This window comes from Simplicispira sedimenti (assembly GCF_022760965.1).
Lineage (GTDB): Bacteria > Pseudomonadota > Gammaproteobacteria > Burkholderiales > Burkholderiaceae_C > Simplicispira > Simplicispira sedimenti.
In genome coordinates, this window is the sequence record NZ_JAKVIJ010000001.1 from 243,769 (window position 1) to 267,760 (window position 23,992).

Annotated in this window: 19 protein-coding genes; 13 read left to right on the top strand and 6 right to left on the bottom strand. The window is 68.8% G+C overall.

Features of this window, described 5'->3' with window-relative positions:
• Positions 1 to 25: 25 nt before the first annotated feature.
• Positions 26 to 1,327 (bottom strand): lysophospholipid transporter LplT, encoded by a 1,302-nt coding sequence (gene lplT, locus MJ602_RS01120; RefSeq protein WP_162017942.1) that lies wholly within the window; start codon positions 1,325 to 1,327, stop codon positions 26 to 28.
• A 145-nt stretch (positions 1,328 to 1,472) separates the two neighbouring features.
• Between lplT and alr the strand changes: the two genes are divergently transcribed.
• The 3 genes from alr (at position 1,473) to MJ602_RS01135 (ending at position 5,245) form a co-directional block, all read left to right on the top strand.
• Positions 1,473 to 2,588, top strand: coding sequence for an alanine racemase (alr, locus tag MJ602_RS01125; RefSeq protein WP_243019049.1), 1,116 nt, complete (start codon positions 1,473 to 1,475; stop codon positions 2,586 to 2,588).
• On the top strand, positions 2,585 to 3,403 hold the full coding sequence (locus MJ602_RS01130; RefSeq protein WP_243019050.1) for a hypothetical protein: 819 nt from the start codon (positions 2,585 to 2,587) through the stop codon (positions 3,401 to 3,403). Before alr ends, MJ602_RS01130 begins: the two co-directional genes overlap by 4 nt.
• 495 nt (positions 3,404 to 3,898) lie before the next feature.
• Entirely contained in the window at positions 3,899 to 5,245 is a 1,347-nt protein-coding gene (locus tag MJ602_RS01135) for a ferredoxin reductase family protein (RefSeq protein WP_243019051.1), read from the top strand.
• Between the two features lie 9 nt (positions 5,246 to 5,254).
• Here the strand turns inward: MJ602_RS01135 and MJ602_RS01140 are convergent, their stop codons facing one another.
• On the bottom strand, positions 5,255 to 7,003 hold the full coding sequence (locus tag MJ602_RS01140; RefSeq protein ID WP_243019052.1) for a diguanylate cyclase domain-containing protein: 1,749 nt from the start codon (positions 7,001 to 7,003) through the stop codon (positions 5,255 to 5,257).
• Positions 7,004 to 7,180: 177 nt separating this feature from the next.
• On the opposite strand from MJ602_RS01140, the gene MJ602_RS01145 reads away from it, so the two are divergent.
• Positions 7,181 to 8,509, top strand: coding sequence for a ferredoxin reductase family protein (locus MJ602_RS01145; RefSeq protein WP_243019053.1), 1,329 nt, complete (start codon positions 7,181 to 7,183; stop codon positions 8,507 to 8,509).
• Here MJ602_RS01145 and MJ602_RS01150 read toward each other — a convergent pair.
• Together MJ602_RS01150 and MJ602_RS01155 are read right to left on the bottom strand one after the other, a co-directional pair.
• On the bottom strand, positions 8,497 to 9,084 hold the full coding sequence (locus MJ602_RS01150) for an NAD(P)H-dependent oxidoreductase (RefSeq protein WP_243019054.1): 588 nt from the start codon (positions 9,082 to 9,084) through the stop codon (positions 8,497 to 8,499). The two genes, MJ602_RS01145 and MJ602_RS01150, sit on opposite strands and share 13 nt — an antisense overlap.
• 56 nt (positions 9,085 to 9,140) lie before the next feature.
• Entirely contained in the window at positions 9,141 to 10,268 is a 1,128-nt protein-coding gene (locus tag MJ602_RS01155) for an HD-GYP domain-containing protein (protein WP_243019055.1), read from the bottom strand.
• A gap of 137 nt (positions 10,269 to 10,405) precedes the next feature.
• On the opposite strand from MJ602_RS01155, the gene MJ602_RS01160 reads away from it, so the two are divergent.
• Positions 10,406 to 12,307 carry a putative bifunctional diguanylate cyclase/phosphodiesterase gene (locus MJ602_RS01160; protein ID WP_243019056.1) on the top strand — a complete coding sequence of 634 codons (1,902 nt, stop codon included), beginning with the start codon at positions 10,406 to 10,408 and terminating at the stop codon, positions 12,305 to 12,307.
• A gap of 19 nt (positions 12,308 to 12,326) precedes the next feature.
• Here MJ602_RS01160 and MJ602_RS01165 read toward each other — a convergent pair whose 3' ends face one another.
• Positions 12,327 to 12,743, bottom strand: a complete 417-nt coding sequence (locus MJ602_RS01165; protein WP_162017933.1) for a MerR family transcriptional regulator — start codon at positions 12,741 to 12,743, stop codon at positions 12,327 to 12,329.
• Between the two features lie 93 nt (positions 12,744 to 12,836).
• Between MJ602_RS01165 and otnI the strand changes: the two genes are divergently transcribed.
• The 6 genes from otnI (at position 12,837) to MJ602_RS01195 (ending at position 20,604) form a co-directional block, all read left to right on the top strand.
• The gene (gene otnI, locus MJ602_RS01170; RefSeq protein WP_243019057.1) at positions 12,837 to 13,649 is read left to right on the top strand and encodes a 2-oxo-tetronate isomerase; all 813 of its coding nucleotides are present in this window, start codon (positions 12,837 to 12,839) and stop codon (positions 13,647 to 13,649) included.
• Positions 13,650 to 13,789: 140 nt separating this feature from the next.
• Complete coding sequence (locus tag MJ602_RS01175; RefSeq protein ID WP_243019058.1) at positions 13,790 to 15,766, top strand: methyl-accepting chemotaxis protein; 1,977 nt, start codon at positions 13,790 to 13,792, stop codon at positions 15,764 to 15,766.
• A 59-nt stretch (positions 15,767 to 15,825) separates the two neighbouring features.
• Positions 15,826 to 17,037, top strand: coding sequence for a GGDEF domain-containing protein (locus tag MJ602_RS01180; RefSeq protein ID WP_243019059.1), 1,212 nt, complete (start codon positions 15,826 to 15,828; stop codon positions 17,035 to 17,037).
• Between the two features lie 66 nt (positions 17,038 to 17,103).
• Entirely contained in the window at positions 17,104 to 18,564 is a 1,461-nt protein-coding gene (locus MJ602_RS01185; protein WP_243019060.1) for a M20 family metallopeptidase, read from the top strand.
• Between the two features lie 60 nt (positions 18,565 to 18,624).
• Entirely contained in the window at positions 18,625 to 19,683 is a 1,059-nt protein-coding gene (locus tag MJ602_RS01190) for an AbrB family transcriptional regulator (protein WP_243019061.1), read from the top strand.
• 33 nt (positions 19,684 to 19,716) lie between these two features.
• Positions 19,717 to 20,604: an alpha/beta hydrolase gene (locus MJ602_RS01195; protein ID WP_162017927.1), complete on the top strand. Its 888-nt coding sequence runs from the start codon at positions 19,717 to 19,719 to the stop codon at positions 20,602 to 20,604.
• A 59-nt stretch (positions 20,605 to 20,663) separates the two neighbouring features.
• On the opposite strand, the gene MJ602_RS01200 is transcribed toward MJ602_RS01195, so the two are convergent.
• Positions 20,664 to 21,827, bottom strand: a complete 1,164-nt coding sequence (locus MJ602_RS01200) for an MFS transporter (protein WP_243019062.1) — start codon at positions 21,825 to 21,827, stop codon at positions 20,664 to 20,666.
• Between the two features lie 168 nt (positions 21,828 to 21,995).
• Here MJ602_RS01200 and ubiU point away from each other — a divergent pair, with 168 nt between their 5' ends.
• Both ubiU and MJ602_RS01210 read left to right on the top strand, forming a co-directional pair.
• Positions 21,996 to 23,048 carry a ubiquinone anaerobic biosynthesis protein UbiU gene (gene ubiU, locus MJ602_RS01205; RefSeq protein ID WP_243019063.1) on the top strand — a complete coding sequence of 351 codons (1,053 nt, stop codon included), beginning with the start codon at positions 21,996 to 21,998 and terminating at the stop codon, positions 23,046 to 23,048.
• Positions 23,049 to 23,062: 14 nt separating this feature from the next.
• Positions 23,063 to 23,971, top strand: coding sequence for a U32 family peptidase (locus MJ602_RS01210; RefSeq protein WP_162018180.1), 909 nt, complete (start codon positions 23,063 to 23,065; stop codon positions 23,969 to 23,971).
• Positions 23,972 to 23,992 lie beyond the last annotated feature (21 nt).

The window sequence follows — 23,992 nt, forward strand, 5'->3', positions numbered from 1 at the left end:
GCAATAAGCTATCAATTTTATAGCATCAGTGGTGCGTATCCTGCCGGGCGATCTGCAGCAGGTGCTCCAGTTCCTCGCGGTGGTGGCGGCAGTTGTGCACATGCCAGAGCTGGATCAGCCACATGGCGCCAGCCACCACCACGCCAAACGCCGTGATGGCACCAAAGGCCGACAGCCCCAGCAGGGTGGACAGGCTGTAGAACGCCCCCAACCCCAGGATGCATGCCTGCTCGTTGAAGTTTTGCACCGCAATGGACCGCCCCGCGCCCATGAGGTTGTGCCCCCGGTGCTGCAGCAGCGCGTTCATGGGCACCACCAGGAAGCCGCCCAGCCCGCCCAGCGCAATCAAAAAAGGCACGGCCAGCCAGACGTTGTCGATGAAGTTCATCAGAATGACCAGCAACCCCATGGCAACGCCCAGGGGCATGACGCGTGTGGCCAGGTCCAGCCGCATGTGCATGGACGCCACCACCGCACCCACCGCCGTGCCAATGGCCACCACCCCCACCAGCGCCGAGGCTTGGGTGGTGCTGTAGCCCAGCGCAGCAGCGCTCCAGGCGAGCACGATGTAGCGCAGGTTGCCCGACACACCCCAGAACAACGTGGTGGTAGCCAGCGAGATCTGGCCCAGTCGGTCGTTCCAGAGGCGGCGGTTGCAGCGCCAAAAGTCGGGCAGCAGTTCCAGCGCACTGGCCAGCACGCTGCGCGCGGGGTCGTGCCGCAGCGGGCGCATCTCCACGCCGGTGTGGGGGATGCGGGTGTTGAACCAGGCCGCCAGCGCATACACCAGCACCAGCGACAGGATGGCGGACTCGGCAGCGTTGTCCACCAACTCCACCCCCGGCAGATCGAACGCCAGCAGGTGCGCCGACACCGTGGCCCCCACCAACTGCCCGCCCAGCAACACGCCCAGAATGATGGAGGCGATCGTCAGCCCCTCGATCCAGCCATTGGCCTTGACCAGTTGGGAAGGCGGCAGCAGCTCGGTCAGGATGCCGTACTTGGCCGGCGAATACGCCGCTGCACCCAGGCCCACCACGGCGTAGGCCAGCAACGGGTGCAGGCCGGTCAGCATCAACAGACAACCCACTACCTTGATGGCATTGCTCACGAACATGACCTTGCCCTTGGGCAGCGCATCGGCAAACGCACCGACAAAGGGCGCCAGCACCACGTAGAACAGGGCGAACATGGGCACCAGCGCAGCACGCTGCCACTCGGGGGCGCCGCCCGTGCGCAGCAACTCCACGGCCGCCACAAACAATGCGTTGTCGGCGAGCGAGCTGAAAAACTGCGCCGACATGATGGTGTAAAAACCGCGCTTCATCGGGGAGGCTGGGGGGCGGCCATCAGCGGGACTGATGGCGGATTAAATCGGGGGGCCTGAATTTGTGACAGGCGGTTATAACACGCGGATTCCAGCGTCCCGGTGCCAGAATCCCCTTCCACACCCCAGCACGCACCTGCCCGCCATGCCCCGTCCCATTCTTGCCACCATCCACACCGCTGCACTGCAACACAACCTGGCGCGCGCGCAGCAGGCCGCTCCCGACGCACGCGTCTGGGCCGTGGTCAAGGCCAATGCCTACGGGCACGGTATCGAGCGGGTGTTCGAGGCTTTTCGCGCCGCCGACGGCTTTGCCCTGCTGGACCTGCAGGAGGCCGAGCGCATCCGCCACCTGGGCTGGCGCGGCCCCATCCTGCTGCTTGAAGGCGTGTTCGAGCCGCGCGACCTGGAACTGTGCTCGCGCCTGGGCCTGTGGCACGCCGTGCACTGCGACGCCCAGATCGACTGGCTGGCTGCCCACAAGACGCAGGTGCCGCACCGCGTGTTCCTCAAGATGAACTCGGGCATGAACCGCCTGGGCTTCACGCCCGAGCGCTACCGCGCCGCCTGGGCGCGCCTGAACGCCCTGCCGCAGGTGGAGGAAATCTCGCTCATGACGCATTTCTCCGACGCCGACGGGCCGCGCGGAATCGCCCACCAGATGGCCGCCTTTGCCCTGGCCACGCGCGACCTGCCCGGCGAGCGCAGCCTGTGCAACAGCGCCGCCACGCTGCGCCATGCGCAGGACGCCCAGGTGCGCGCCGACTGGGTGCGCGCAGGCATCCTGCTGTACGGCGGCGCGCCCGACCACCCCGAGCGCCGCAGCACGGATTGGGATCTGCAACCCGGCATGACCCTGTCCACCAAGTTGCTGGCGGTGCAGGAACTGCAGCCGGGCGACACCGTGGGCTATGGCTCCTCCTTCACCGCCGACGCCCCCATGACCCTGGGCGTGGCCGCCTGCGGCTACGCCGACGGCTACCCGCGCCACTGCGGCACCGGCACGCCGGTGCTGGTGGAAGGCGTGCGCACCCGCACCGTGGGCCGCGTGAGCATGGACATGCTGGCCGTGGACCTCACGCCCCTGCGCGCCGCGGGCATGGAGGTCGGCATGGGCAGCGAAGTCACGCTGTGGGGCCGCTCCAGCCAGGGCGCCGTGCTGCCCATTGACGAGGTGGCGCAGGCCGCAGGCACCATTGGCTATGAGCTGATGTGCGCGGTGGCCCAGCGCGTGCCGGTGGTGGTGGACGCCAGAGCATGAAGCGCCCCGGCCAGGCCCGGCGCAGCAACTGGCGCACCCTGCGCCTGACCGAGCGCGAGCAGATCGCGCAGACGCTGCAGCAGCGCCACAGCCTGCGCTGGCATGGGCTGTGCATCGGCAGCCTCACGCTGCTGGGCATGCTGCTGGCCGCATGGATGCAAAAGACGCTGGGCGTGCACCAGCTCTCGGTGCGCTACGCGGTCACGCTCACCGTGGGCTACCTGGTGTACCTGCTGGTGCTGCGCCTGTGGGCCACCTGGCTGGTGCAACCCGAGGGCAAGGGCAAGGCCAAGGACAGCGGCTGGGATGCGGGCGACGCCATCGATGCTGGCGACATGGCACTGGATGTGGTGGACCTGGCCCGCTCCGCCACCCGTGTGCGCCCCCATGTTTCCATGCCTTCGGACGGGGGCGACACATCGGGCGCGCTGGACGGCGCCGCCCAGGGCCTGGGCGACCTGGCCGGGGGAGCGCTCGAAGGCCTGGGCAGCGCCGATGAAGGCGCCGTGGTGGTGGTGCCCGTGGTGGCCATCTTTGCCATCGTGGCGCTGCTGGTCATGGGCGCGGGCTCGCTGGCGCTGCTGTTCTTTGGTTGGGACGTGCTGCTGGCCGTGGCCGTGGAACTGGCGTTTTCGGTCACCACGGCCCGTGTGGCCATGGGGGTGGAACGTGCGGGCTGGCTCAGCGCCGCCGTGCGCCTGACCTGGAAGCCGCTGCTCGGCGCACTGCTGTGCGCCGTGGCCCTGGGCGCCACCATCGACCATTTCCTGCCACAGGTAGATTCGCTGCCCGAAGCCATACGGCTCTTGCGCTGAAGCAACGGCCGCATGCGGTGGCGGCCATTCCGCAGGCGAGGTCGGCCGCGCCTGCAGGGCGGTGTTGCTGGCGCGAACCGGATCAGCAGATGACCGCGAGTTCATCCACGATGGCGCGCTCCCGGTGCGTAAGGGCTGCATAGCCCCAGCGGAACAGTCGGGTCAGGGCATGATTGACTTCGGATTCGCTGTAACGCATGGCTCTCTCCCACAGAAGCCACAGGCCCCTGAAGTTGGTGGTGGATGCATGTCTGACAGGCGCCCCTGGAAACCTCTGCCGCCAAGTGCACGCCAAGGCTTGTTGCTCGACCAAGCCCTGTGCACAGCATGAACCGATCGCAAGTGCGTGAAGCCGACAGGAAGCGGTGCCATCGGCCGTTATTTGGCAGATCAATCAGGCACGCCTGTGCGACTCGGTTGCTGCCGACCAGGCACCGTGCCATGCGACCTCCACCCGGGGCTACCATCCCCCCATCGGCACCTGCATCCACTGCCATGCAAACCATCCGCCAGGTCTTCGGCTTCTTTCTGCTTCTGCTCAGCACCGCCTGGTGGCTGAGCGACCCGACCGATGCCGCGTCGTTGACGCATGTCTTCGCCTGGCGCGCCGTGCTGCTGCAGTACACCGGCGTGCTGGCCATCGGTGTCATGGCGCTGGCCCTGGTGCTGGCGGTGCGTCCGGTGGTGTTCGAGCCCTGGCTGGGCGGCCTGGACAAGATGTACCGGCTGCACAAGTGGCTGGGCATCACGGCGCTCGGGGCGTCCATCGCGCATTGGCTGCTGGCCGTGGTGCCGCCGCACCTGGCGGGCCTGGGCTGGATCCGGCGCCAGGCGGTCTCCACCAGCCTGTTGCGCACCGACCTGCCCGCGCTCGAATGGCTGCAGCAGGCGCTGCGCGGCCAGCGCGGCATGGCCGTGGTGGTGGGCGAGTGGGCGTTCTACCTGGCCGTGCTGATGATGCTGCTGGCGCTGGTGCGCTCCTTCCCGTACCGCTACTTCTTCAAGGTGCACCGCCTGCTGGCCGCCGCCTTCCTGGCCCTGGCCTGGCATGCGCTTGTGCTGCTGCGGGTGGACGACTGGGCCGGTGTCCTCGGGCTGCCCCTGGCCGTGCTGGTGCTGGCCGGCGGCATCGCGGCGGTGCGGGTGCTGCTGCGCCGCGTGGCGGCCGGCCGCAAGGCGGTGGGGGAGGTGTCGGCCATCACCCGGCACGAGGCCGTGCACACGCTGGAGCTGGCGATCGACATCAAGGGCCGCTGGGCCGGGCACCAGGCGGGCCAATTCGCCTTTGTCACCTTCCATGCCGAAGAAGGGGCGCACCCCTTCACCATCGCGACGCCATGGACGGGGGACGGGCGCATCGGCTTTCTCGTCAAGGCCCTGGGTGACTACACGCGCACCCTGGAGCACCGCCTGCGCGTGGGCAGCGTGGTGCAGGTGGAAGGGCCTTATGGGCAGTTCACGTTCGAGGGCGCGCGGGCGCGCCAGATCTGGGTGGGCGGCGGCATCGGCATTGCGCCATTCGTCGCGCGCATGAAGGCGCTGGCGCAGGCGCCCGATGGCAAGACCATCGACCTGTTCCATGCCACTGCGGAGTACGACGCCGATGCCATCGGCCTGCTGGAGCGCGACGCCCAGGCCGCCGGGGTGCGCCTGCATGTGCTGTGGGATGCGCGCGATGGCCTGCTCGATGCCCGGCGCATCGCCGCCGCCGTGCCGCAGTGGCACGAGGCCGATGTCTGGTTCTGCGGCCCGGCGGCTTTCGGTCAGGTGCTGCGGCGGGACCTGCTGGCGCTGGGCCTGCCTGCGGAGCAGTTCCACCAGGAACTGTTCCAGATGCGTTGAGCTGCCGGATCAGGACATCTGCGGTGCGCCGCCACCACGGGTTTGGCGCGGCACCACCAGGGAGCCCCTCTTGCGGTTGCCCGTCTTGACCAGATACATGGCCTGGTCGGCAGCGGCGAGCAAGGCCTCCGGATCGCTGCCGTGCTCGGGGTACAGCGCAATGCCAATGGACGCACCGATCTGCACACGCAGCTTGCCCAGCGTCCAGGGCTGGCTCAGTGCGTCGGCCAGGCGCTGGGCCAGCGCCACGGCCTGGTCGTAGTGGTCGATGCCGCGCTGCAGCACGGCAAACTCATCGCCCCCCAGCCGCGCCACAAAGTCTGATTCGCGCGCGACCCGGCGCAGGGTCTGGCCCACCCAGACCAGCACCTGGTCCCCGGCGGCATGGCCGTGGGTGTCGTTGATGGGCTTGAACCCATCCAGGTCCAGGTACAGCACCGCCAGACGGCCCTGCTGGCGCCTGGCCAGCGCCACCTCGGCCACCAGGCATTCCATGAACTTGGCGCGGTTGTACAGCCCGGTCAGGCTGTCGTGGCTGGCCAGGTGCTCGATGTTCTGCTGGTGCTGGTGGCGTTCGGTCACATCGGTGAAGGTGCGCAGCAAGCCGCCACCCGCCACCGGAATGCTGCGTACTTCGATCATGCGGCCGTTGGGGCGCTGGCGCACGGCGAGAGGCTGGACCGTGCCGAGTGAGTGGGGTGACAGGTGCGCCAGCGCCTGCGGCGGCTGGCCTTCGAACTCGCCATGCTCGCGCTGGAAGCGAATCACGTCTTCCAGCAGGGGCTGGGTGTCCAGCAGTTCCCGCGGCAGATCGAGCAGTTCCAGGATGCGCTGGTTGTAGAACTCGATCCGGCCTTGCGGGTTGATCATGGCCACGCCCTGCTCCATGTTTTGCAGCGTGGCCTGCAGCAGCGCGGACTCGCGTGCCAGTGCGGTAGCGCTGTCGCGGGCCGCCTGCTCGGCTTCGGCCAGGCGCTCCTGTTGCAGGCGCAGCTCTGTGATGTCGATATGGGCATACAAATGGACGGAATCCACCCCGGGGCGGGCCTGCACGCGCACGGTGCGTGGTCCAGGCAGGGTCAGCTCGAAGGGCGCCCCGGTAAAGCGCATCATCTCGCGCAGGGTCTGCAGGCCCTGGACGCAGGCGGGTGCATCGGGCGTGCCTGCCGCTGTCCATGCCTGGCGGAACACCTCCTCCAGCGTGCGGCCCAGGGCGGCCCGTGGATCGTGCAGGCCGTACTTCAGCGCAAAAGAGGCGTTCACCCAGGTGATGGCCCCGGCAGCGTCGCACTGCATCAGCCCCACGGGCACGCGGTCCAGCAGCGAGGACAGCGCCCCGGCATCCTGCGGCAGCCCGGCGCCCTGGCCCAGCAGGTCCAGCGCAGCGCCATGCCGCAAGCTCCACACGCGCAGTCGCCCCACCCCCTGCAACCGCAGGGACGACACCACCAGTTGCCGCCCCCGGTGCTCAAAGGCAAAGGGCTGGGTTTGCCCCCGGTGGCGCGCAATACCGGCATCGATATAGCTGTCGATGCGCTCGATCTCGTCGGGCCCCAGGCGCCCCAGGTAAAAACGGCGCAGGTTGTCGCAGTACGGCTCCCCCACATGGACATGCCCCGCATGTTCCGGAAAAAAACGCAGGAAGGTCTCGTTCCAGACCTGGGTACGGTCTTGGTCGTCGAACAGGCACATGGCAATGCCCAAACCATCGAGCATTTGCCCCAAGGGAGCAATCCAGTCGTTCGCAGGGTCGGTCATGGTGGGCAGGCTCGCGCAGTGCGCGGGGAATAACAGCATTGTGCATCGGCCACAGGCGCTTTGCTCCTCGGGGAAGCCCGGATGCAGGCGCTGCTTTGCCAACACGCCACACGCGCTTTACCGGCGCTTGACGCAAGACGCCTAAGATGAAGCCAAAACTCCACTTTGTTCCCTGCCATGCGCCGCATTCACCGCTTTTACTGGTTCAGCCTGCTCGGCCTTTCGGGACTTTGGCTGCTCATCAATGCCCCCGGCCTGTCCACCCTCCAGGGCTTTTTTCCCTGGCGCAATCTGCTGATCCAGTACAGCGGCGTGCTGGGCCTGGGTGTGATGAGCCTGGCCATGCTGCTGGCCGTGCGCCCGGTGCGCCTGGAGCCCTGGCTGGGCGGGCTGGACAAGATGTACCGCCTGCACAAGTGGCTGGGTATTGCGGGGCTGGTGCTGTCGGTGGGGCACTGGCTGCTGTCCGAGGCGCCCAAATGGCTGGTGCGTGCAGGCCTGCTGGAGCGGCCCCAGCGCGGGCCCGGCCCCCAGTTGGAGGGATTGGAGGCCTGGCTGCACGGCCTGCGCAAACCGGCCGAGGGACTGGGCGAATGGGCCTTTTATGCCGCCGTGCTGCTCATGGTGCTGGCGCTGGTGCGGCGCTTTCCGTACCAGCGCTTCTTCCAGACGCACCGGCTCATCGCCGTGGCTTACCTTGTGCTGGTGTTTCACGCCGTGGTGCTGATGCGCTTTGACTACTGGGGCACCCCGCTGGGCTGGCTGATGGGCGCCCTGATGGCCGGGGGCAGCGTGGCCGCCGTGTGGGTGCTGCTGCGCCGCGTGGGCGCACAGCGCCAGGTGGCAGGCGAGGTGCAGTCCGTGGTGCGCCACGACCGCCTGCAGGTGGTGGAGGTGACAATTGCCCTCAAGGGCCGCTGGGCCGGACACGACGCCGGGCAGTTTGCCTTTGTGACGCTGCACGCGGACGAGGGGCCGCACCCCTACACCATCACCTCGGCCTGGCAGGATGACGGCCAGATCACCTTCATCATCAAGGCGCTGGGCGACTACACCGCCACGCTGGCCGAGCGCGTGCAGGTGGGCGATGTGGTGCGCATCGAGGGGCCGTACGGTCGCTTCAACTTCGAGGGCCGCCAGCGCCGCCAGATCTGGGTGGGCGCGGGCATTGGCATCACCCCGTTCATCGCACGCATGAAGGCGCTGGCGCAGCAAGCCGACGGGCGCGAAATCGACCTGTTCCACACCACGGCGGTGTACGACCCGCACGCCATCGGCCTTTTGGAGCGCGACGCCCGCGAGGCCGGGGTAGGCCTGCATGTGCTGTGGGATGAGCGCGACGGCCTGCTGAATGCCCAGCGCATCGCGCAGGCGGTACCGCAATGGCGCGATGCCGATGTCTGGTTCTGCGGCCCCGCCGGGTTTGGTCAGGCCCTGGAGCAAGGCCTGCAGGCCCTGGGCCTTCCCGCAGAGCGACTGCACCGCGAGCTGTTTCAGATGCGCTGAGCCTCCTCCCCAAGCCGCCGCGCGCGCTCCAGCCAGCGCTGGCGCCGCGCGGCATCTGCCGTGCGCACCGGCCCAAAACTCTGCACACGCACGGGCCGGATACCGCTGAACTCCAGGATGGTCTTCTTCATCTGGTGGTGGCCTGGCATGTGCTGCACCCAGCGGTAGTACCAGGGCGGTGAATCCATGGTCACCAGCAACTGCGCCGAGCGGCCCGCCAGCAGCCGGTCCCACAGCGATGATCCCTGGCGGTACTTGAAAGCAAACCCGGGCAGGAACACCCGGTCGATGAAGCCCTTGAGCAGCGCCGGCATGGCGCCCCACCAGGTCGGATAGACCCAGACCAGGTGCTCGGCCCAGCTGATCTGTGCCTGCGCGGCCTGCAGGTCAGGCTCCAGCGCTTGCTCCCCCCGGTAGCCCGCGCGCAGGATCGGATCGAACGCCAGCGCCCCCAGATCCAGCAGGCGCACCTGCGCCCCGGCCGCTTGCGCGCCCTCCTTGTACGACTGCGCCAGGGCCGCGCTGAGGCTGTCTGCCGATGGATGGCCCAGGATGACCAAAATGCGTTGCGCCACGTAAATACCTTGAAGTTGCGATGTCCGCCATCGTCACCTTGTCCCACGGGGCAGAGTCAAGCGCCTTGGCTGCTCCAGCACTTGTTGACCATGCTGCGAAATCGCAGGCTGATCTCGGGTTGCAGCGCGGCCACGATGGCGTGGTCGGGGTCGGCGGCATCGATGGGGCTGGGCCTTTCCATCGGATGGTCGCCACCCACGGCAATCAGCATCATGTCGGGCTGCTCGGGCCGCTCTGGCACGTGGCGTGTGACCACCGCCATGTGCCCACTCGCCAGGCGCACGATGCTGCCCGCGTGGTAGGTGCCAAAGCAGTCGGCAATCGCTTGCACCTTGCGCGTGTCGTACCAGGTCCCAGCGTGCTGGCGCAGATCGTCAAGGACGGACAGGCTCAGCTTGCGCTCCCGGTAGGGGCGGGGGCGCAGCATGGCCGCATACCCATCGGCCACCGCCATCAAGGCCCCGGCCGCATTGCCGTCCAGACACAGGCCCTGCGGATACCCGCTGCCGTCCATGCGCTCATGGTGATCCTGCACCGCCCGCAGCCACAACGCGTCGCGCACACCCAAGCCGTCCAGCATCTGCACACCTCTGTCCGGGTGCTCGCGCACCAACTTGCGCTGCTCTTCATCCAGAGACGCCGCCTGGCCCAGCGCCTGGCGCAAGGCCAGGGCCCCGAGGTCGTGTGACAAGGCCGCGGCCACGAGCGAGATGCGGTCTGCATCACTCCAGCCCTCGCTGCGCGAGAGCACCGCCACCACAACGCCGACCAGCACATGGTGCAGCACAGAGTAGGGATGGTGCTGGTCCAGGTAGGCCTGCGCGAGCGCGGCGTGGTGGTCCTCGTCGCAACAGGCAATGAGCGTCTGTGCCAGTGCCTGGACCTTGAAGGTGAACGAGGGCAAGCCCTGGTCCTGCAGCAGGACACGCTCCATATCAGTCATGGTGTCCGCCAGCACCTCCATGCGCTGGAATACGGGCTCGTGACGGCGCGTGCCGATGCCCTGGGAGGTCGCCACGCATTTGAACCCGGCTTGCTGCAGGCGCTCCGCGCTGTCTTCGCGGTACACCGTGGAGCCGCGCGCCAGCAGCAACTGCCCATGCACGTCGAAGATGTCCACGCGCGTTGGCAACCCCACCCGAACATCCAGCGGGTCCACAGGAACGAGTGGCGGAGCGCTCATGGCGCGATTGTGAACCTGTATGCCCCATTGTGGGTATGTCACTGCTGGTCCTAGGGCAGACCCCCATTCACGCCCGTGCATGGCTGCTCCATGCTGGTGGCTGCGCGCCGCCCGACCTGGCGGCAGCCCTCGCTTCCATGTCCTCTTCCCTTCCTGCCACCCCCCTACAGTCCCCAGGCACGGTGCTGACGCTGCAGCAGCGGCGCCTGCAGCAGATCCTGTGGGCGGTGATGGCCGCCTTCGGTACCGCGGCGCTGATGAGTTTTTCCAAGGGCGGCTACACCAGCGTGGCCCTGGAACTGGTGGCCCTGGCGCTGCTGGGCCTGGCCTATCGGTGGAACCATCGCGGCGAACTGGCGCGGGCATCGCAGTGGATGCTGGCTACGCTGATCGCGGGCATCTTCGGGCTGATGGCGGCGGGCGAGGGGCTGTATGACGAGGGGACGCTGGCCTTTCCGGCCATCCTGATCTTTGCGGGCATGTTTGGCAGCCGGCGCATGCTGTGGGTACTGATGGCCTGGTTGCAGGGCGCCTTGGTGCTGCTGTTCGTGCTGCACCAGACCGGCGTGATCCGCGCTGCGTCGGCGCCTGTGGACTTGCAGCGCCTGGTGATGATGGTGGCCATTCTGGCCGCCATCGGTTTTTTCGTCTGGCTGCTGACCGGCGACCTGCACAGCACCCTGGCGCAGCTCGCTTCAGAGAAGGAAGCGCTGGCCGAATCGCACCAGCGCATCGACGTGCTGGCACACCGCGACACGCTGACCCAGCTCCCCAACCGCACGCTGGCCAAGGACCGCCTGGAACAGTTGCTGCTGCAGGCCCGGCGCGACCAGCGCATGGTGGCCGCGCTGTACCTGGACCTGGACAACTTCAAGACCGTGAACGACTCCCTCGGCCACGCCGTGGGCGACGAGCTGCTGTGCCTCGTGGCCGAGCGGCTGGGATCGGGCCTGCGCGACGGCGACACCGTGGCACGGCTCTCGGGCGACGAGTTCCTGATCCTGCTGGGCAACGTCCACAGCGAGGAGGCCGTGGCCGCCAGCGCCAGACAGGTGCTGCAACTGCTGGCCAGGCCGTTCCCGCTGCAAGGTCTGGACGTGGTGGTGACCACCTCGCTGGGCATTGCTGTGGCGCCGCGCGACGGGTCGGACGTGGACGAACTGCTCAAGAACGCCGACCTGGCCATGTACCGCGCCAAGGATTCGGGCCGCAACGCGTTCCGCTTCTTTGACGCGAGCATGAACGAAAACGTGGTCGAGCACCTGCACATGGCGTCGGGCCTGCGCACGGCACTGGCCCACGGCGAGTTGCAGGTGCACTACCAGCCGCAGTTCGACCTGCACAGCGGCCGCATCATTGGCGCCGAGGCGCTGGTGCGCTGGAAGCACCCCACGCTGGGCTTCGTGCCGCCGGGCAAGTTCATCCCGGTGGCGGAGCGTACCGGCCTCATCAACGAGGTCGGCACCTGGGTGCTGCACCGCGCCTGCCTGGACGCCCAGGCCTGGCGCCAGCAAGGGTTGGGGGCGCTGACAGTGGCGGTCAACGTCTCGCCCCTGCAGTTCCACCGCGACAACATCGAGCGCGAAGTGGCCAACGCGCTTGCCGCCTGCCAGCTGCCCGCTGACGCACTGGAGCTGGAGCTGACCGAATCCCTGCTGGTGGCCGACGCACACCACCTCAGCGAAGTGCTGCAGCGCCTGCGTGCACAGGGCGTGCAGATCGCCATCGACGACTTCGGCACCGGCTACTCCAACCTGGCCTACCTGCAGCGCTTTGCGGTGCACCGGCTCAAGATCGACCAGTCTTTTGTGCGCCGCATGGGCAGCAGCACGCACGACGAAGGCATCGTGCGCGCCATCATCGAAATGGCCCACTGCCTGGGCCTGCAGGTGGTGGCCGAAGGCGTGGAAGACGCGGCCATGCTGCACAGACTGCAGGGCTTTGGCTGCGAGTTCGGCCAGGGCTTCCACTGGTCGCCCGCACTGCCCGCCGAAGGCTTTTGCGCGTTGGTGCGAAACCACCAGGACAGCGCAGCCTGAGCCTGCCTGCGCAGCGTGCTCAGGCTGCGCCCAGCCCTGCGGCGGGGCAATCCAGCACCAGGCGGGGAGCATTGGCGACATCGCAGGAGCGCAGCTCCGCCTCCAGCGCCGCCAGTTGCCGGTCCAGGCGGCGCAGACGCTCGCGCTCACACGCCACCGCCGCCCGGCGCGCCGCCACCAGAGCGGCCACCTGCTGCCAACCCTGGGGCGAGGGGAGGGCGTGCAGGCCGTCGAGTTCGGCCAGGCGAAAACCCAACGCCAAGGCCTGGCGGATCAACTGCACGCGTGCCACATCGTCTTCGCCATACTGGCGGTAGGTGCCTGCGCGGGCCACCCGACCCAGCAGGCCGCGCGCCTCGTACAGTCGTATGGCCTTGGCCGAGGCCCCGGTGCGGCGGGCCAGTTCACCGATGCGTAACAATGGAAGAGTCGCCATGGTTGCTATGAATATGATAGCTTGCAGCGCTTGTTAGACGGGCGCCAAGGCCGTTTTTTGCACAAAAACCCATTCTCAAGACGTCCAAACGCCATGCCCCAGTTTGCCGCCAACCTGAGCCTGATGTACACCGAGCTGCCATTTCTGGAACGCTTTGGCGCCGCTGCGCGCGACGGCTTTGCCGGTGTGGAATACCTGTTCCCCTACGCCCACGAACCCGCGCTGCTGGCAGCGCAACTGCGCACACACGGGCTGCGCCAGGTGCTGTTCAATGCGCCGCCCGGTGGCCTTGCGCGCGGCGCCATGGCCCAGGCCTGGGACCAGGGCGCACGCGGCACCGCCGCCCTGCCGGGGCGCGAGGCCGAGTTTCGCGCCGGGGTGCTGGAAGCGCTGCACTACGCTGAGCAGCTCGACTGCCTGCGCATCCACCTGATGGCGGGCTGCCTGCCCGAAGGTGCCGACCCCGCCGCCTGCCGCCAGACCTACGTGGACAACCTGCGCTGGGCCTCCGCACAGGCCGGTGCCTGCGGGCGCGAGGTGCTGATCGAGCCCATCAACCCGCGCGACATGCCCGGCTACCTGCTGCAGCGCCAGGACGACGCGCACGCCGTGCTCGACGCTGTGGGTTCGCCCCACCTCAAGGTGCAGATGGACCTGTACCACTGCCAGATCGTCGAAGGCGACCTGGCCACCAAGCTGCGCCGCTACCTGCCCACGGGTCGCGTGGGCCATGTGCAGATGGCCGGCGTGCCCGAGCGCCACGAACCCGACCAGGGCGAGGTGTACTACCCCTACCTGTTCGGGCTGATCGATGCCCTGGGCTATGGCGGCTGGATCGGCTGCGAATACCGCCCGCGCGCGGGTACATCGGCGGGGCTGGGCTGGCGCACCCCACCGTCGCAGTAAACGGCAGGCAACTATCGCATTGGGTGGCGACTGACGCAGCGGTATCCGGGAATATGCGCTTGCCCCGGCGCGCCTGGCTCCCGTACATTATTGACGTTACGTCAATTAACGCTGCATTTTGTTACGTCAAGGAGCTACCCATGCGGAACCCCTCAGCAGACAACCGCTCGGTCGCACGCCGCATCACGCTGGCCGCCATCGTGCTGGTGGCGCTGGTACTGCTGCTCGTGGGCCTGGCCATTTCCACCCTGACCAGCCGCAGCACGCGGGAGCAGGTGGTGCGCAGCGTGGGCGACACGGTGCAGAGCGTGGCCCAGTCGCTGGACGCGGCCGACGCCACCAACCGCGAGCTGGTGCAGCAAACGGTCAAGAGCTTCCAGCGCCAGTTCGACAGCGCCATGCAGCTCGATGAAACCACGGGCGAACTCAAGAGCTACGGCGCGCCCGTGAACGGCGACACCAGCGCCGTGGACGCCTTTGCCGCCCAGACCGGGGGCGTGGCCGCTGTCTTTGCGCGCAAGGGCGAGGACTTCGTCGAGATCACCACCTCCGTGAAAGACGCCCAGGGCGTGCGCGTGCCCGGCCCGCCGCTGGACCGCAAGGGCGGCGCCTACCGTCACATCAGCAAGGGCGAGCCCTATGCCGGCCGCACGCCGATCCAGGGGCGCTCCACCATGGGCTACTACCTGCCGGTGAAAGACGCCGCAGGCAAGGTCATCGCCGCGCTCTTTGTGGGCAACGACATCAGCGTGTTCGACGGCATGCTGGAAAAGCAGGTGGCGCAGACGCGCTTTTTCGACAACGGCGGCCTGTACGTGATCGACCCGCGCGGCAGCCTGGACGAAGCCGTCTTCGTCGTGCACCCCAGCGCACGCGGCCAGAAGGTGCTGCAGGCCTTCCCACAAGGCCGCGCGTTCTTCGAGGCACTGGGCCAGGCCAGCGACGGCCTGGTGCGCGATGCCGCAGGCATTCTCCAACCCAATGCCCAGGCGCCCTGGGCGCTGCTGCGCAAGACCCGCGCCGAAGGCTGGTGGGTAGTGGCCGAGGTGCCCGATGCCGAGGCCATGGCCAGCCAGCGCCAGGTCAGCTACGCGGTCTGGGGACTCATGGCGCTGGCGCTGGGCCTGCTGGGCGTGGGCCTGTTTGTGGTGCTGCGGCGCGGGGTGAGCGAGCCGCTGCGCCAGCTCACCCACGCCATCACGCTGGTGGGGCAGGGCGACCTGACGCAGTCCTTCCAGTCGGCCAAGCACGACGAGATCGGCGCCCTGGTGCACGAGGTGGAGGCCATGCGCCAGCGCTACGTGCAGATGCTGCTGCAGGTGCGCCAGGCGGTGGATGGCATCACCACCGCCAGCGCAGAAATCGCGGCGGGCAACCAGGACCTCTCCACCCGCACCGAGCACGCCGCCAGCAACCTGGCCGAGACCGCACAAAGCATGGAAGAGCTGACCGCCACCGTGCGCCAGTCCGCCGACGCCGCGCGCCAGGCGCACCAGATGTCGGGCGCCGCCGCCGAAGTGGCCACGCGCGGCGGCCAGGTGGTGGGCGAGGTGGTCGCCACCATGGGCGATATCCAGCAAAGCTCGCGCAAGATCGGCGACATCATTGGCGTGATCGACGGCATTGCCTTCCAGACCAACATCCTGGCGCTCAACGCGGCGGTGGAAGCGGCCCGCGCGGGCGAACAAGGCCGCGGCTTTGCCGTGGTGGCCAGTGAAGTGCGCAGCCTGGCAGGCCGCTCGGCCGAAGCCGCGCGCGAGATCAAGCGGCTCATCCAGGCCTCGGTCGAGCGCGTGGACAGCGGCACCCAACTGGTGCAGAACGCCGGTGCCACCATGGGCGAGATCGTGGCCTCCGTGCACCGCGTGGGCGACATCGTGGGCGAAATCTCGGCCGCAGCGGCCGAGCAGTCCGACGGCATAGGCCAGGTGAACACTGCCGTCAACCAGCTCGACCAGATGACCCAGCAGAACGCCGCCCTGGTCGAACAATCGGCCGCTGCCGCGCAAAGCCTGCGCGAACAGGCACAGCGCCTGACCACCGCCGTGCAGGTGTTCAAGCTGGGCCATGATGCAAGCACACCACACACGCAGATTGGGCTGTCTCCTCAGCGCTGAACTATTTCTTCGTTTGCATCTGGCAACACATTCCCCACTGGTGAAACAATCAGGGGGTCATGGTTACAGTTTGGTCCGTTCTGATGCTGGCATCGGCCGTGGTCGCCCTCACACTGGCGACCGGGCTGACCGTGGCCGCCTGGGGTGGCCGCCGCGACGGGCTGCGCACTTGGGCACTGGCACTGGCCTTGCAGGCGCTGGCCTGCGGCCTGCTGGGCTGGCGCGCGCAGTGGCCTGTGCTGTGGGTCACGGTGGGCGGCGGCATGCTGGCTTCGGGCGCCCTGGCCTGCGTGTTGGCGGCCATTGCGCGCCAGCAGGAACAACCCATGCCCTGGGGCGCCGTGGTGCCGCCCCCGCTGCTGCTGGGCCTGGTGCTGCTGCCCTGGCACGCCGACCTGGGGCTGGCAGCGGCCCTTGTCGGTACCGTGCTGGCCGGGCAATGCGCCTGGGTGCTGTGGAACCTTCTGGAACGCCGCTTTGCGCTGCCCGAGCGTGGCACCGCGCTGGTGGCCACAGGCCTGGGCGGCCTGATGGCCACCCACACTGCGCTGGCCGTGGCCGGGCTGGCGGGGCTGCCCGACCCGCAGTCGCTGCTGACCGATCCGATGGTGCTGATCCCCGGCGTGCTGTTTGCACTGGCCTCCTGGCTGGTGGCCACGGTGGGCTTTGTGCTGCTGCACAGCCACCAGGGCCGCAGGCGCAGCCAGGTGCTGGCCGCGCTGGATGAAACCACGGGCATTGCCAACCGCCGCTCCATCATTGCCGCGCTGGACCGCGACGTGGCCCGCGCCATCCGCACCCGCCTGCCCATGGCGGTGCTGATGCTGGAGCCCGACCTGCTGGGCGAAGACACCGGCGGCGCCCGCCAGGACGGCGAATCCCTGCTGTGCTCCATGGTGGAGCTGGTGCAGAACCGCATCCGCTCGCAGGACATCGTGGGCCGCTACGGCGCCTGCGAGCTGCTGCTGGTACTGCCCGACACCAGCGCCCAAGGCGCCGCACGCCTGGCCGAGCAACTGTGCGACGCCGCGCGCGACCTGCCCCCACTGCCTGGGGGCACCCCCGCGCTGACACTGAGCGTGGGCGTGTTCGGCGGGCGGCTGGAGCCGGGCGACAGTTGGGACCAGCTCATCCACGCGGCCGACCAGGCCCTGGAACAAGCCCGCCAGTACGGCGGCAACCGCGTGCACACCACGGCCACGCTGGGCCGCATGGCCCATGCGGGGATGATGACCTCCTCGCACGCGACCTTTCCGACCTCGCTGCACTAGTGCCTGTAGCAGACCACGCAGGCTTGTGGTCGAATGCAGCTTTTGCGCCAATGTGAAGCCACCGCCATGAACGCTCCCCTCCCTCCCCAGGCGCTGGACAGCGCCGCCGCGCTGGACCGCATCAGCGGCGTCTGGGACGCCAGCATCGTGCCCCAGCTCACCGACTACATCCGCATCCCCGCCAAGTCGCCCATGTTCGAGCCCGGCTGGGCCGATACGGGCCTGCTCGACACCGTGGTGCGCAACGCCGCCGCCTGGGTCGAGGCGCAGAAGGTGGCGGGCCTCACAGCCGAAGTGGTGCGTCTGCCGGGCCGCACGCCGGTGCTGTTCTTCGAGATCGCCGCCACGCGCCCGGCCAGCCCGCAGACGGTGCTGATGTACGGCCACCTCGACAAGCAGCCTGAATTCGAAGGCTGGCGTTCCGACCTCGGCCCCTGGACGCCCAAGATGGAGGACGGCAAGCTCTATGGCCGCGGCGGCGCCGACGACGGCTACGCCGTTTACGCCAGCATCGCCGCCGTGCAGGAGCTGCAACGCCAGGGCGTGCCGCACCCGCGCATCGTCGGCCTGATCGAAACCAGCGAGGAAAGCGGCTCGCGCGACCTGCTGCCCTACATCGACGCGCTCAAGACCCGCCTGGGCGACGTGGCCCTGGTGGTCTGCCTCGACTCGGGCGCGGGCAACTACGACCAGCTCTGGCTCACCACCAGCCTGCGCGGCATGGCCAGCGGCACGCTGAAGGTGGAGATCCTCACCGAGGGCATCCACTCGGGCGACGCCTCGGGCCTGGTGCCTTCGTCCTTCCGCATCATGCGCCAGGTGCTGGATCGGCTGGAGGACAGCGCCACCGGGCGCCTGCTGCCCGCCCGCTTCCACTGCGAGGTACCCGCCGAGCGCCTGGCGCAGGCGCGCGCCACGGCGGCCATCCTGGGCGAGGAGGTGTACCGGCGCTTCCCCTGGGCGCACCACGACTGCGGTGGCTCCACCATCGTCGCCCTGCCCACCACCACGGACCCGGTGCAGGCGCTGCTCAAGCGCACCTGGGAGCCCACGCTCAGCGTGACTGGCGCCGAGGGTTTTCCGGCCCTGCAGGACGCAGGCAACGTGCTGCGCCCGTACACCGCCTTCAAGCTCAGCCTGCGCCTGCCGCCGCTGGTGGACGCGGCAGCTTGCGTGCAGGAGATGAAGGCGCTGCTCGAAGACAACGCCCCCTACCAGGCCAAGGTGACCTGGGAGAGCGCCAGCGGGGCCAACGGCTGGAACGCGCCCGAGACCGCGCCCTGGTTCGCCCAGGCGCTGGATGCCGCTTCTCAAGCGCACTTCGGCGCGCCCTGCGGCTTCATCGGCCAGGGCGGCACCATTCCGCTGATGGGCATGCTCAGCCAGGGCTTCCCGAAGGCGCAGATGATGGTCTGCGGCGTGCTCGGCCCCAAGAGCAACGCCCACGGGCCCAACGAGTTTCTGCATGTGCCTTACGCCAAGAAGCTCACCGCCGCCGTGGCACAGGTGATTGCCAGCCTGCCTTGAGACCGAGGACGGGGCATTGATCCCGCCCATTGCTGCACCCACACCTTGTTTGCGCGCGCCATGACTTCTTCAAGACACTGGCTGGCGCTGTGCATGGGCAGCGCGCTGCTGTCGGCGGCGCTGCTGGCCCTGCATGTGCCTGCGGCCGTGCTGCTGGGCTGCATGGTGTGCGCCATTGCCGTGGCGGTGCGCGGCACCACGCTGGCCGTGCCGCGCACCTTGTTTGGCTGGGGGCAGGGGCTGCTGGGCTGCCTCATGGCGCACAGCCTGCAGCCGCAGCACCTGGGCACGGTGGTGCAGAGCTGGCCGGTGTTTCTGGGCGCCACGCTGCTGCTGATTGCCGCCAGCACCGGGCTGGGCTGGTGGCTCACGCGGCGCCAGGTCATGCCCGGCACCACGGCCCTGTGGGGTATGGCGCCGGGGGCGGCCACGGCCATGGTGGTCATGTCGGAATCGTTTGGCGCCGATGTGCGGTTGGTGGCCTTCATGCAGTACACGCGGGTGGTGGTGGTCACGCTGGTGGCGGCGCTGGTCACGCGCGCCGTGGTGGGCCCGCTGCCCGACAGTGCCAGCGCCATTCCGTGGTGGCCGCCCACGGCGCCGCAGGCGCTGGCGCTGACCGCCGCCCTGGTGCTGGGCGGCCATGCGCTGGCACAGCGCCTGAACCTGGCGGGCGGCTCCATGGTGCTGCCGCTGGTGGCCGCCGCGCTGGTACAGGGCCTGTGGGGCTGGACACCCGCGCTGCCCCCGGCGCTCATGGCGCTGGCCTATGCGGCCATTGGCTGGAGCGTGGGCCTGCGTTTTACGCGCGGCATTGCGCTGCACGCGCTGCGTGCGCTGCCGCAGGTGCTGCTGTCCATCGCCCTGCTGATGGGGGTGGGCCTGGCCACCGGCACGGCGCTGGTGCTGACCACGGGGCTGGACGCCTTGAGTGCCTTTCTGGCCACCTGCCCTGGCGGGGCCGATTCCATGGCGGTGATTGCCGCCACCAGCGCGGTGGACACGGGCTTTGTGATGGCCATGCAGCTGGCGCGCTTTCTGGTGGTGCTGGTGGCGGGACCTGCCGTGACGCGGCGTGTGGCCCAGGGCAGCGCACAGGCGGGGCCGCCTCCTCTATGATGCGCTTCAGTAACGCCCAGCCCCTGCAGCACCATGGTTGAGACCTCCGACGCCGACTCCGCATCCCCCGCCTATACCCTGAGCGCCTTCACCGCCAGCGACGGTGAAAACATCGCCGTGTACGACTGGCCCCTGCCCGAGGACGAGCCCCAGCGCGGCACCGTGCTCATCGTGCATGGTCTGGGCGAGCACGCCGGGCGCTACGACGCCACGGCCCGGCGCCTGAACGCTTGGGGCTTTGCCGTGCGTGCGTTCGACCAGTACGGCCACGGCCAGTCGGGTGGGCCGCGCGGCGGGCTGACCCACTCCATGCGCCTGCTGGAAGACCTGGCCGACATGGTGGACGCCGCGCGCTCCCACACGCCCAAGGGCCTGCCCCTGGTGCTGCTGGGCCACAGCATGGGCGGGCTGGTGGCGGCGCGCTTTGTGTCGCTGCACCTGCGGCCGGTGGATGCGCTGGTGCTGTCCTCGCCCGCGCTGGACCCCGGACTCAATGCCGTGCAAAAGCTGCTGCTGAGCACGCTGCCACGCATTGCCCCCAACCTGCGCATCGGCAACGGGCTGCAGGTGGACTACATCTCGCACGACCGCGCGGTGGTCGATGCCTACGTGGCCGACCCGTTGTGCCACGACCGCATCAGCGCACGCCTGGCGCAGTTCATTGCCGACGGCGGCCCCGCCACCCTGGCCCGCGCCGCGCACTGGAGCGTGCCCACGCTGCTGATGTGGGCCGGCGCCGACCGCCTGGTGCAGCCCGCAGGCAGCCGCGCCTTTGCCGCCGCTGCGCCCAGCGCGCGCGTGCGCAGCCAGTGCTTTGACGGCCTGTACCACGAGCTGTTCAACGAAAGCCCGGAGTTGGCCGCGCCGGTGTTTGCGCTGCTGCGCCAGTGGCTGCTGCAGCAGTGCCCGGCAAAAGTTTGAGGCATTTTGGCCTCTGGCGCCCGTCCATCAAGCGCCAACAGCTATCATAATAATAGCAACTAAGCCTTACGCCGCAAGGCAAGCCACAGCACGGCCATGCCGGTCAAGGCGATGGGCGCGAGCGAGCCGTAGTTCAGCAGCGTCCAGCCCTGCGTGGTCACCAGCGCGCCCGAGGCAAAGGATGTGAGCGCCATGGTGGCAAACACAAAGAAGTTGATGGCGGCCTGCGCGCGGTCCTTCTCCTCGGGGCGGTAGGCCTGCAGCGCCAGCGTGGTGCTGGCCGTGAACAGAAAGTTCCAGCCCACGCCCAGCAGGAACAGCGCAATGCCAAAGTGGTGCAGGTCCACGCCCATCAGCGCCACGGCCACGCAGGCCAGGTTGAGCAGCACACCCGCCCCCATCACCGGCAACACGCCCAGGCGCTGGATCAGGTGGCCGGTGAAGAAGCCCGGCGCGAACATGCCGATCACATGCCACTCCAGCACCAGCGCAGCGTCGTCGAACGCGTAGCCGCACACCTGCATGGCCAGCGGCGTGGCAGCCATGAGCAGGTTCATCACCCCATAGCCCAGCGCGGCGCCCAGCGTGGCCACCAGAAAGGCGGGCTCGCGCAGCAACTGGCCCACGCTGCGCCCGGCGCGGGTGCTGGCGGCGGTGCGCGGCGGCGGCGCGTCAAAACGGATGGCTGCCATGCACAGCATGGACAGCAGCGCCACCGCTGCCAGCGCCACATAGGCCCCGGCAAAAGGCACGGCCAGCAGCGTGCGCGTGTGGCTGGCCAGGTTGGGCCCGGCCACGGCGCCCAGCAGGCCCCCGGCCAGCACCAGCGAAATGGCTTTGTCGCGGAAGGCGGGCGCCGCCAGCTCGGCAGCGGCAAAGCGGTACAACTGCCCGTTGGCGCTGTAGTAGCCCGCCACCACGGTGGCCGCACACAGCAGCCAGAAGCTGTGGCTGCGCACCGCCCAGGCCCCGGCCAGGGCCGACGCCAGCGCCACGGCCAGGCCGATCTGGAACGACACCTGCCGCCCCCAGCGCTGCTGCGTGCGCGCCACCAGCCCGGTGGCCAGTGCACCGCCCACCACATAGCCCATCACGGGCAAGGTGGCCATCCAGCCATAGGGCGCCAGTTGCAGGCCTACCAGGCCGTTGATGGCGATGAAGACGACGTTGTTGGTCAGGAAAAGGCCCTGGCAAAGCGCCAGCAGCCACAGATTCTTGTTCATGGGGGGCCAGGAGAGCACGCGCGGCAATCGTCCATTGTGCGCCTGACTGACCCAGCAAGGGCGCGGCACTGCTTGACCTGGATCATGCCCCTACCGATGGAAGGGGCGTATGGTTCAGCCTGCGCGAAGGTGCCTGCCGGGCCGCCCGCGTCCGAGTTTTTCGATCGCATGCAAACCCACACTTCCCCCACCGACGGCGCAGCCCCCGAGGCCGCGCCCCCGTTCGAACTGGTCTGCCCCGCAGGCAGCCTGCCCGCGCTCAAGGCCGCCGTGGACGCGGGCGCCAGCTGCGTGTACCTGGGCCTGCGCGACGCCACCAATGCGCGCAACTTTGCCGGGCTCAATTTCGACGAAGCCGCCATCGCCAACGGCATCCAGTACGCGCACCAGCGCGGGCGCAAGGTGTTCATGGCGCTCAACACCTACCCGCAGGCCGCCAACCCCGAGCCCTGGCGCGCCGCCATGGACAAGGCGGTGGACCTGGGCATGGACGCCGTGATCCTGGCCGACCCCGGCCTGATGCAATACGGCGCGCAGCACCACCCCAAGCTGCGCCTGCACCTGTCGGTGCAGGGCTCGGCCACCAGCGCCGATGCCATCAACTTCTACCGCGAGCAGTTCGGCATCGTGCGCGCCGTGCTGCCGCGCGTGCTGGCCGTGGAGCAGGTGCAGCGCGTGATCGACAACACCCCGGTCGAGATCGAGGTGTTCGGCTTCGGCAGCCTGTGCGTGATGGTCGAAGGCCGCTGCGCGCTCTCGTCCTACGTGACGGGCGAATCGCCCAACACCCACGGCGTGTGCTCGCCCGCCAAGGCGGTGCGTTGGCAGGAGACGCCCAAGGGCCTGGAATCACGCCTGGGCGGCGTACTGATCGACCGCTACGGCCCCGGCGAGAACGCGGGCTACCCCACGCTGTGCAAGGGCCGTTTTGACGTGGGCGAGGACGAAAACTACTACGCCATCGAAGAGCCCACCAGCCTGAACACGCTGGAGCTGCTGCCCCAGCTCATGAAGATGGGCGTGCGCGCCGTCAAGATCGAAGGGCGCCAGCGCAGCCCGGCCTATGTGGCGCAGGTCACCAAGGTCTGGCGCGAGGCCATCGACAGCTGCCAGGCCGACCGCCTGCGCTACGCCCCCAAGACCGCCTGGATGGCCAGCCTGGACCAGGTGGCCGAAGGCCAGCAGCACACCCTGGGCGCCTACCACCGCCCCTGGAAATGATGAACACCCCCACCCTGAAACTGTCCCTGGGCGCGCCGCAGTACTACTGGTCGCGCCAGACCTACTTCGACTTCTACGAGGCCATGGCCGCCACGGCCGTGGACATCGTCTATCTGGGCGAAACCGTCTGCTCGCGCCGCAAGGAGCTGCGCCTGCAGGACTGGCTCGACATCGCCGAGCTGATGCGCGCATCGGGCAAGGAAGCCGTGCTGTCCACCCAGGTGCTGCTCGAATCGGGCGTGGAAGTGAGCACCATGCACAAGGTCACGGCCAACACCGACTGGCCGGTGGAAGCGGGCGACATGGGCGCCGTGCAGCGCGTGGCGGGCAAGCGCCCCTTCACCGGAGGCATGCACCTGAACATCTACAACCTGCCCACGCTGCAGTGGCTGGCCTCGCTGGGCGCCACGCGCTGGGTGGCCCCGCTGGAGATGAAGCACGAAGACCTGGCCGCCCTGATCCAGAACGGCCCGCAGGCCCTGCAGACCGAGGTGTTTGCCTACGGGCGCATGCCGCTGGCGTTTTCGGCGCGCTGCTTCACCGCACGCCAGCGCAACCTGCCCAAGGACGACTGCCAGTTCAGCTGCCTGGACCACCCCGACGGCCTGATGCTCAAGACGCGCGAAAGCGAGGAGTTCCTCGTGCTCAACGGCATCCAGACGCAGTCGGCGCGCGTGCACAACCTCATCGACGAGCTGCCGCGCATGCAGCGCATGGGCGTGGCCGTGGCACGCATCAGCCCCCAGTCCCAGCACATGACGGAAGTGGTGGCGCTGTTCGACGCCGTGCGCAAGGGCCAGCTCAGCGGCCCCGAGGCCCGCGCCCAGCTCCAGCCCCTCATGCCCGACCAAAGCTGCAACGGCTACTGGCATGGCCGCCCCGGCCTGGAGCTGGTGGACAGCCCGGCCCTGGTGCCCGCCTGAACCGCTGCCCACCGCCGCCAT

Bases quoted from the DNA above. Each gene is read 5' to 3' on its own strand.
- lplT (WP_162017942.1), bottom strand. From the start codon at position 1,327: ATGAAGCGCGGTTTTTACACCATCATGTCGGCGCAGTTTTTCAGCTCG.
- alr (WP_243019049.1), top strand. From the start codon at position 1,473: ATGCCCCGTCCCATTCTTGCCACCATCCACACCGCTGCACTGCAACAC.
- MJ602_RS01130 (WP_243019050.1), top strand. From the start codon at position 2,585: ATGAAGCGCCCCGGCCAGGCCCGGCGCAGCAACTGGCGCACCCTGCGC.
- MJ602_RS01135 (WP_243019051.1), top strand. From the start codon at position 3,899: ATGCAAACCATCCGCCAGGTCTTCGGCTTCTTTCTGCTTCTGCTCAGC.
- MJ602_RS01140 (WP_243019052.1), bottom strand. From the start codon at position 7,003: ATGACCGACCCTGCGAACGACTGGATTGCTCCCTTGGGGCAAATGCTC.
- MJ602_RS01145 (WP_243019053.1), top strand. From the start codon at position 7,181: ATGCGCCGCATTCACCGCTTTTACTGGTTCAGCCTGCTCGGCCTTTCG.
- MJ602_RS01155 (WP_243019055.1), bottom strand. From the start codon at position 10,268: ATGAGCGCTCCGCCACTCGTTCCTGTGGACCCGCTGGATGTTCGGGTG.
- MJ602_RS01160 (WP_243019056.1), top strand. From the start codon at position 10,406: ATGTCCTCTTCCCTTCCTGCCACCCCCCTACAGTCCCCAGGCACGGTG.
- MJ602_RS01165 (WP_162017933.1), bottom strand. From the start codon at position 12,743: ATGGCGACTCTTCCATTGTTACGCATCGGTGAACTGGCCCGCCGCACC.
- otnI (WP_243019057.1), top strand. From the start codon at position 12,837: ATGCCCCAGTTTGCCGCCAACCTGAGCCTGATGTACACCGAGCTGCCA.
- MJ602_RS01175 (WP_243019058.1), top strand. From the start codon at position 13,790: ATGCGGAACCCCTCAGCAGACAACCGCTCGGTCGCACGCCGCATCACG.
- MJ602_RS01180 (WP_243019059.1), top strand. From the start codon at position 15,826: ATGGTTACAGTTTGGTCCGTTCTGATGCTGGCATCGGCCGTGGTCGCC.
- MJ602_RS01185 (WP_243019060.1), top strand. From the start codon at position 17,104: ATGAACGCTCCCCTCCCTCCCCAGGCGCTGGACAGCGCCGCCGCGCTG.
- MJ602_RS01190 (WP_243019061.1), top strand. From the start codon at position 18,625: ATGACTTCTTCAAGACACTGGCTGGCGCTGTGCATGGGCAGCGCGCTG.
- MJ602_RS01195 (WP_162017927.1), top strand. From the start codon at position 19,717: ATGGTTGAGACCTCCGACGCCGACTCCGCATCCCCCGCCTATACCCTG.
- MJ602_RS01200 (WP_243019062.1), bottom strand. From the start codon at position 21,827: ATGAACAAGAATCTGTGGCTGCTGGCGCTTTGCCAGGGCCTTTTCCTG.
- ubiU (WP_243019063.1), top strand. From the start codon at position 21,996: ATGCAAACCCACACTTCCCCCACCGACGGCGCAGCCCCCGAGGCCGCG.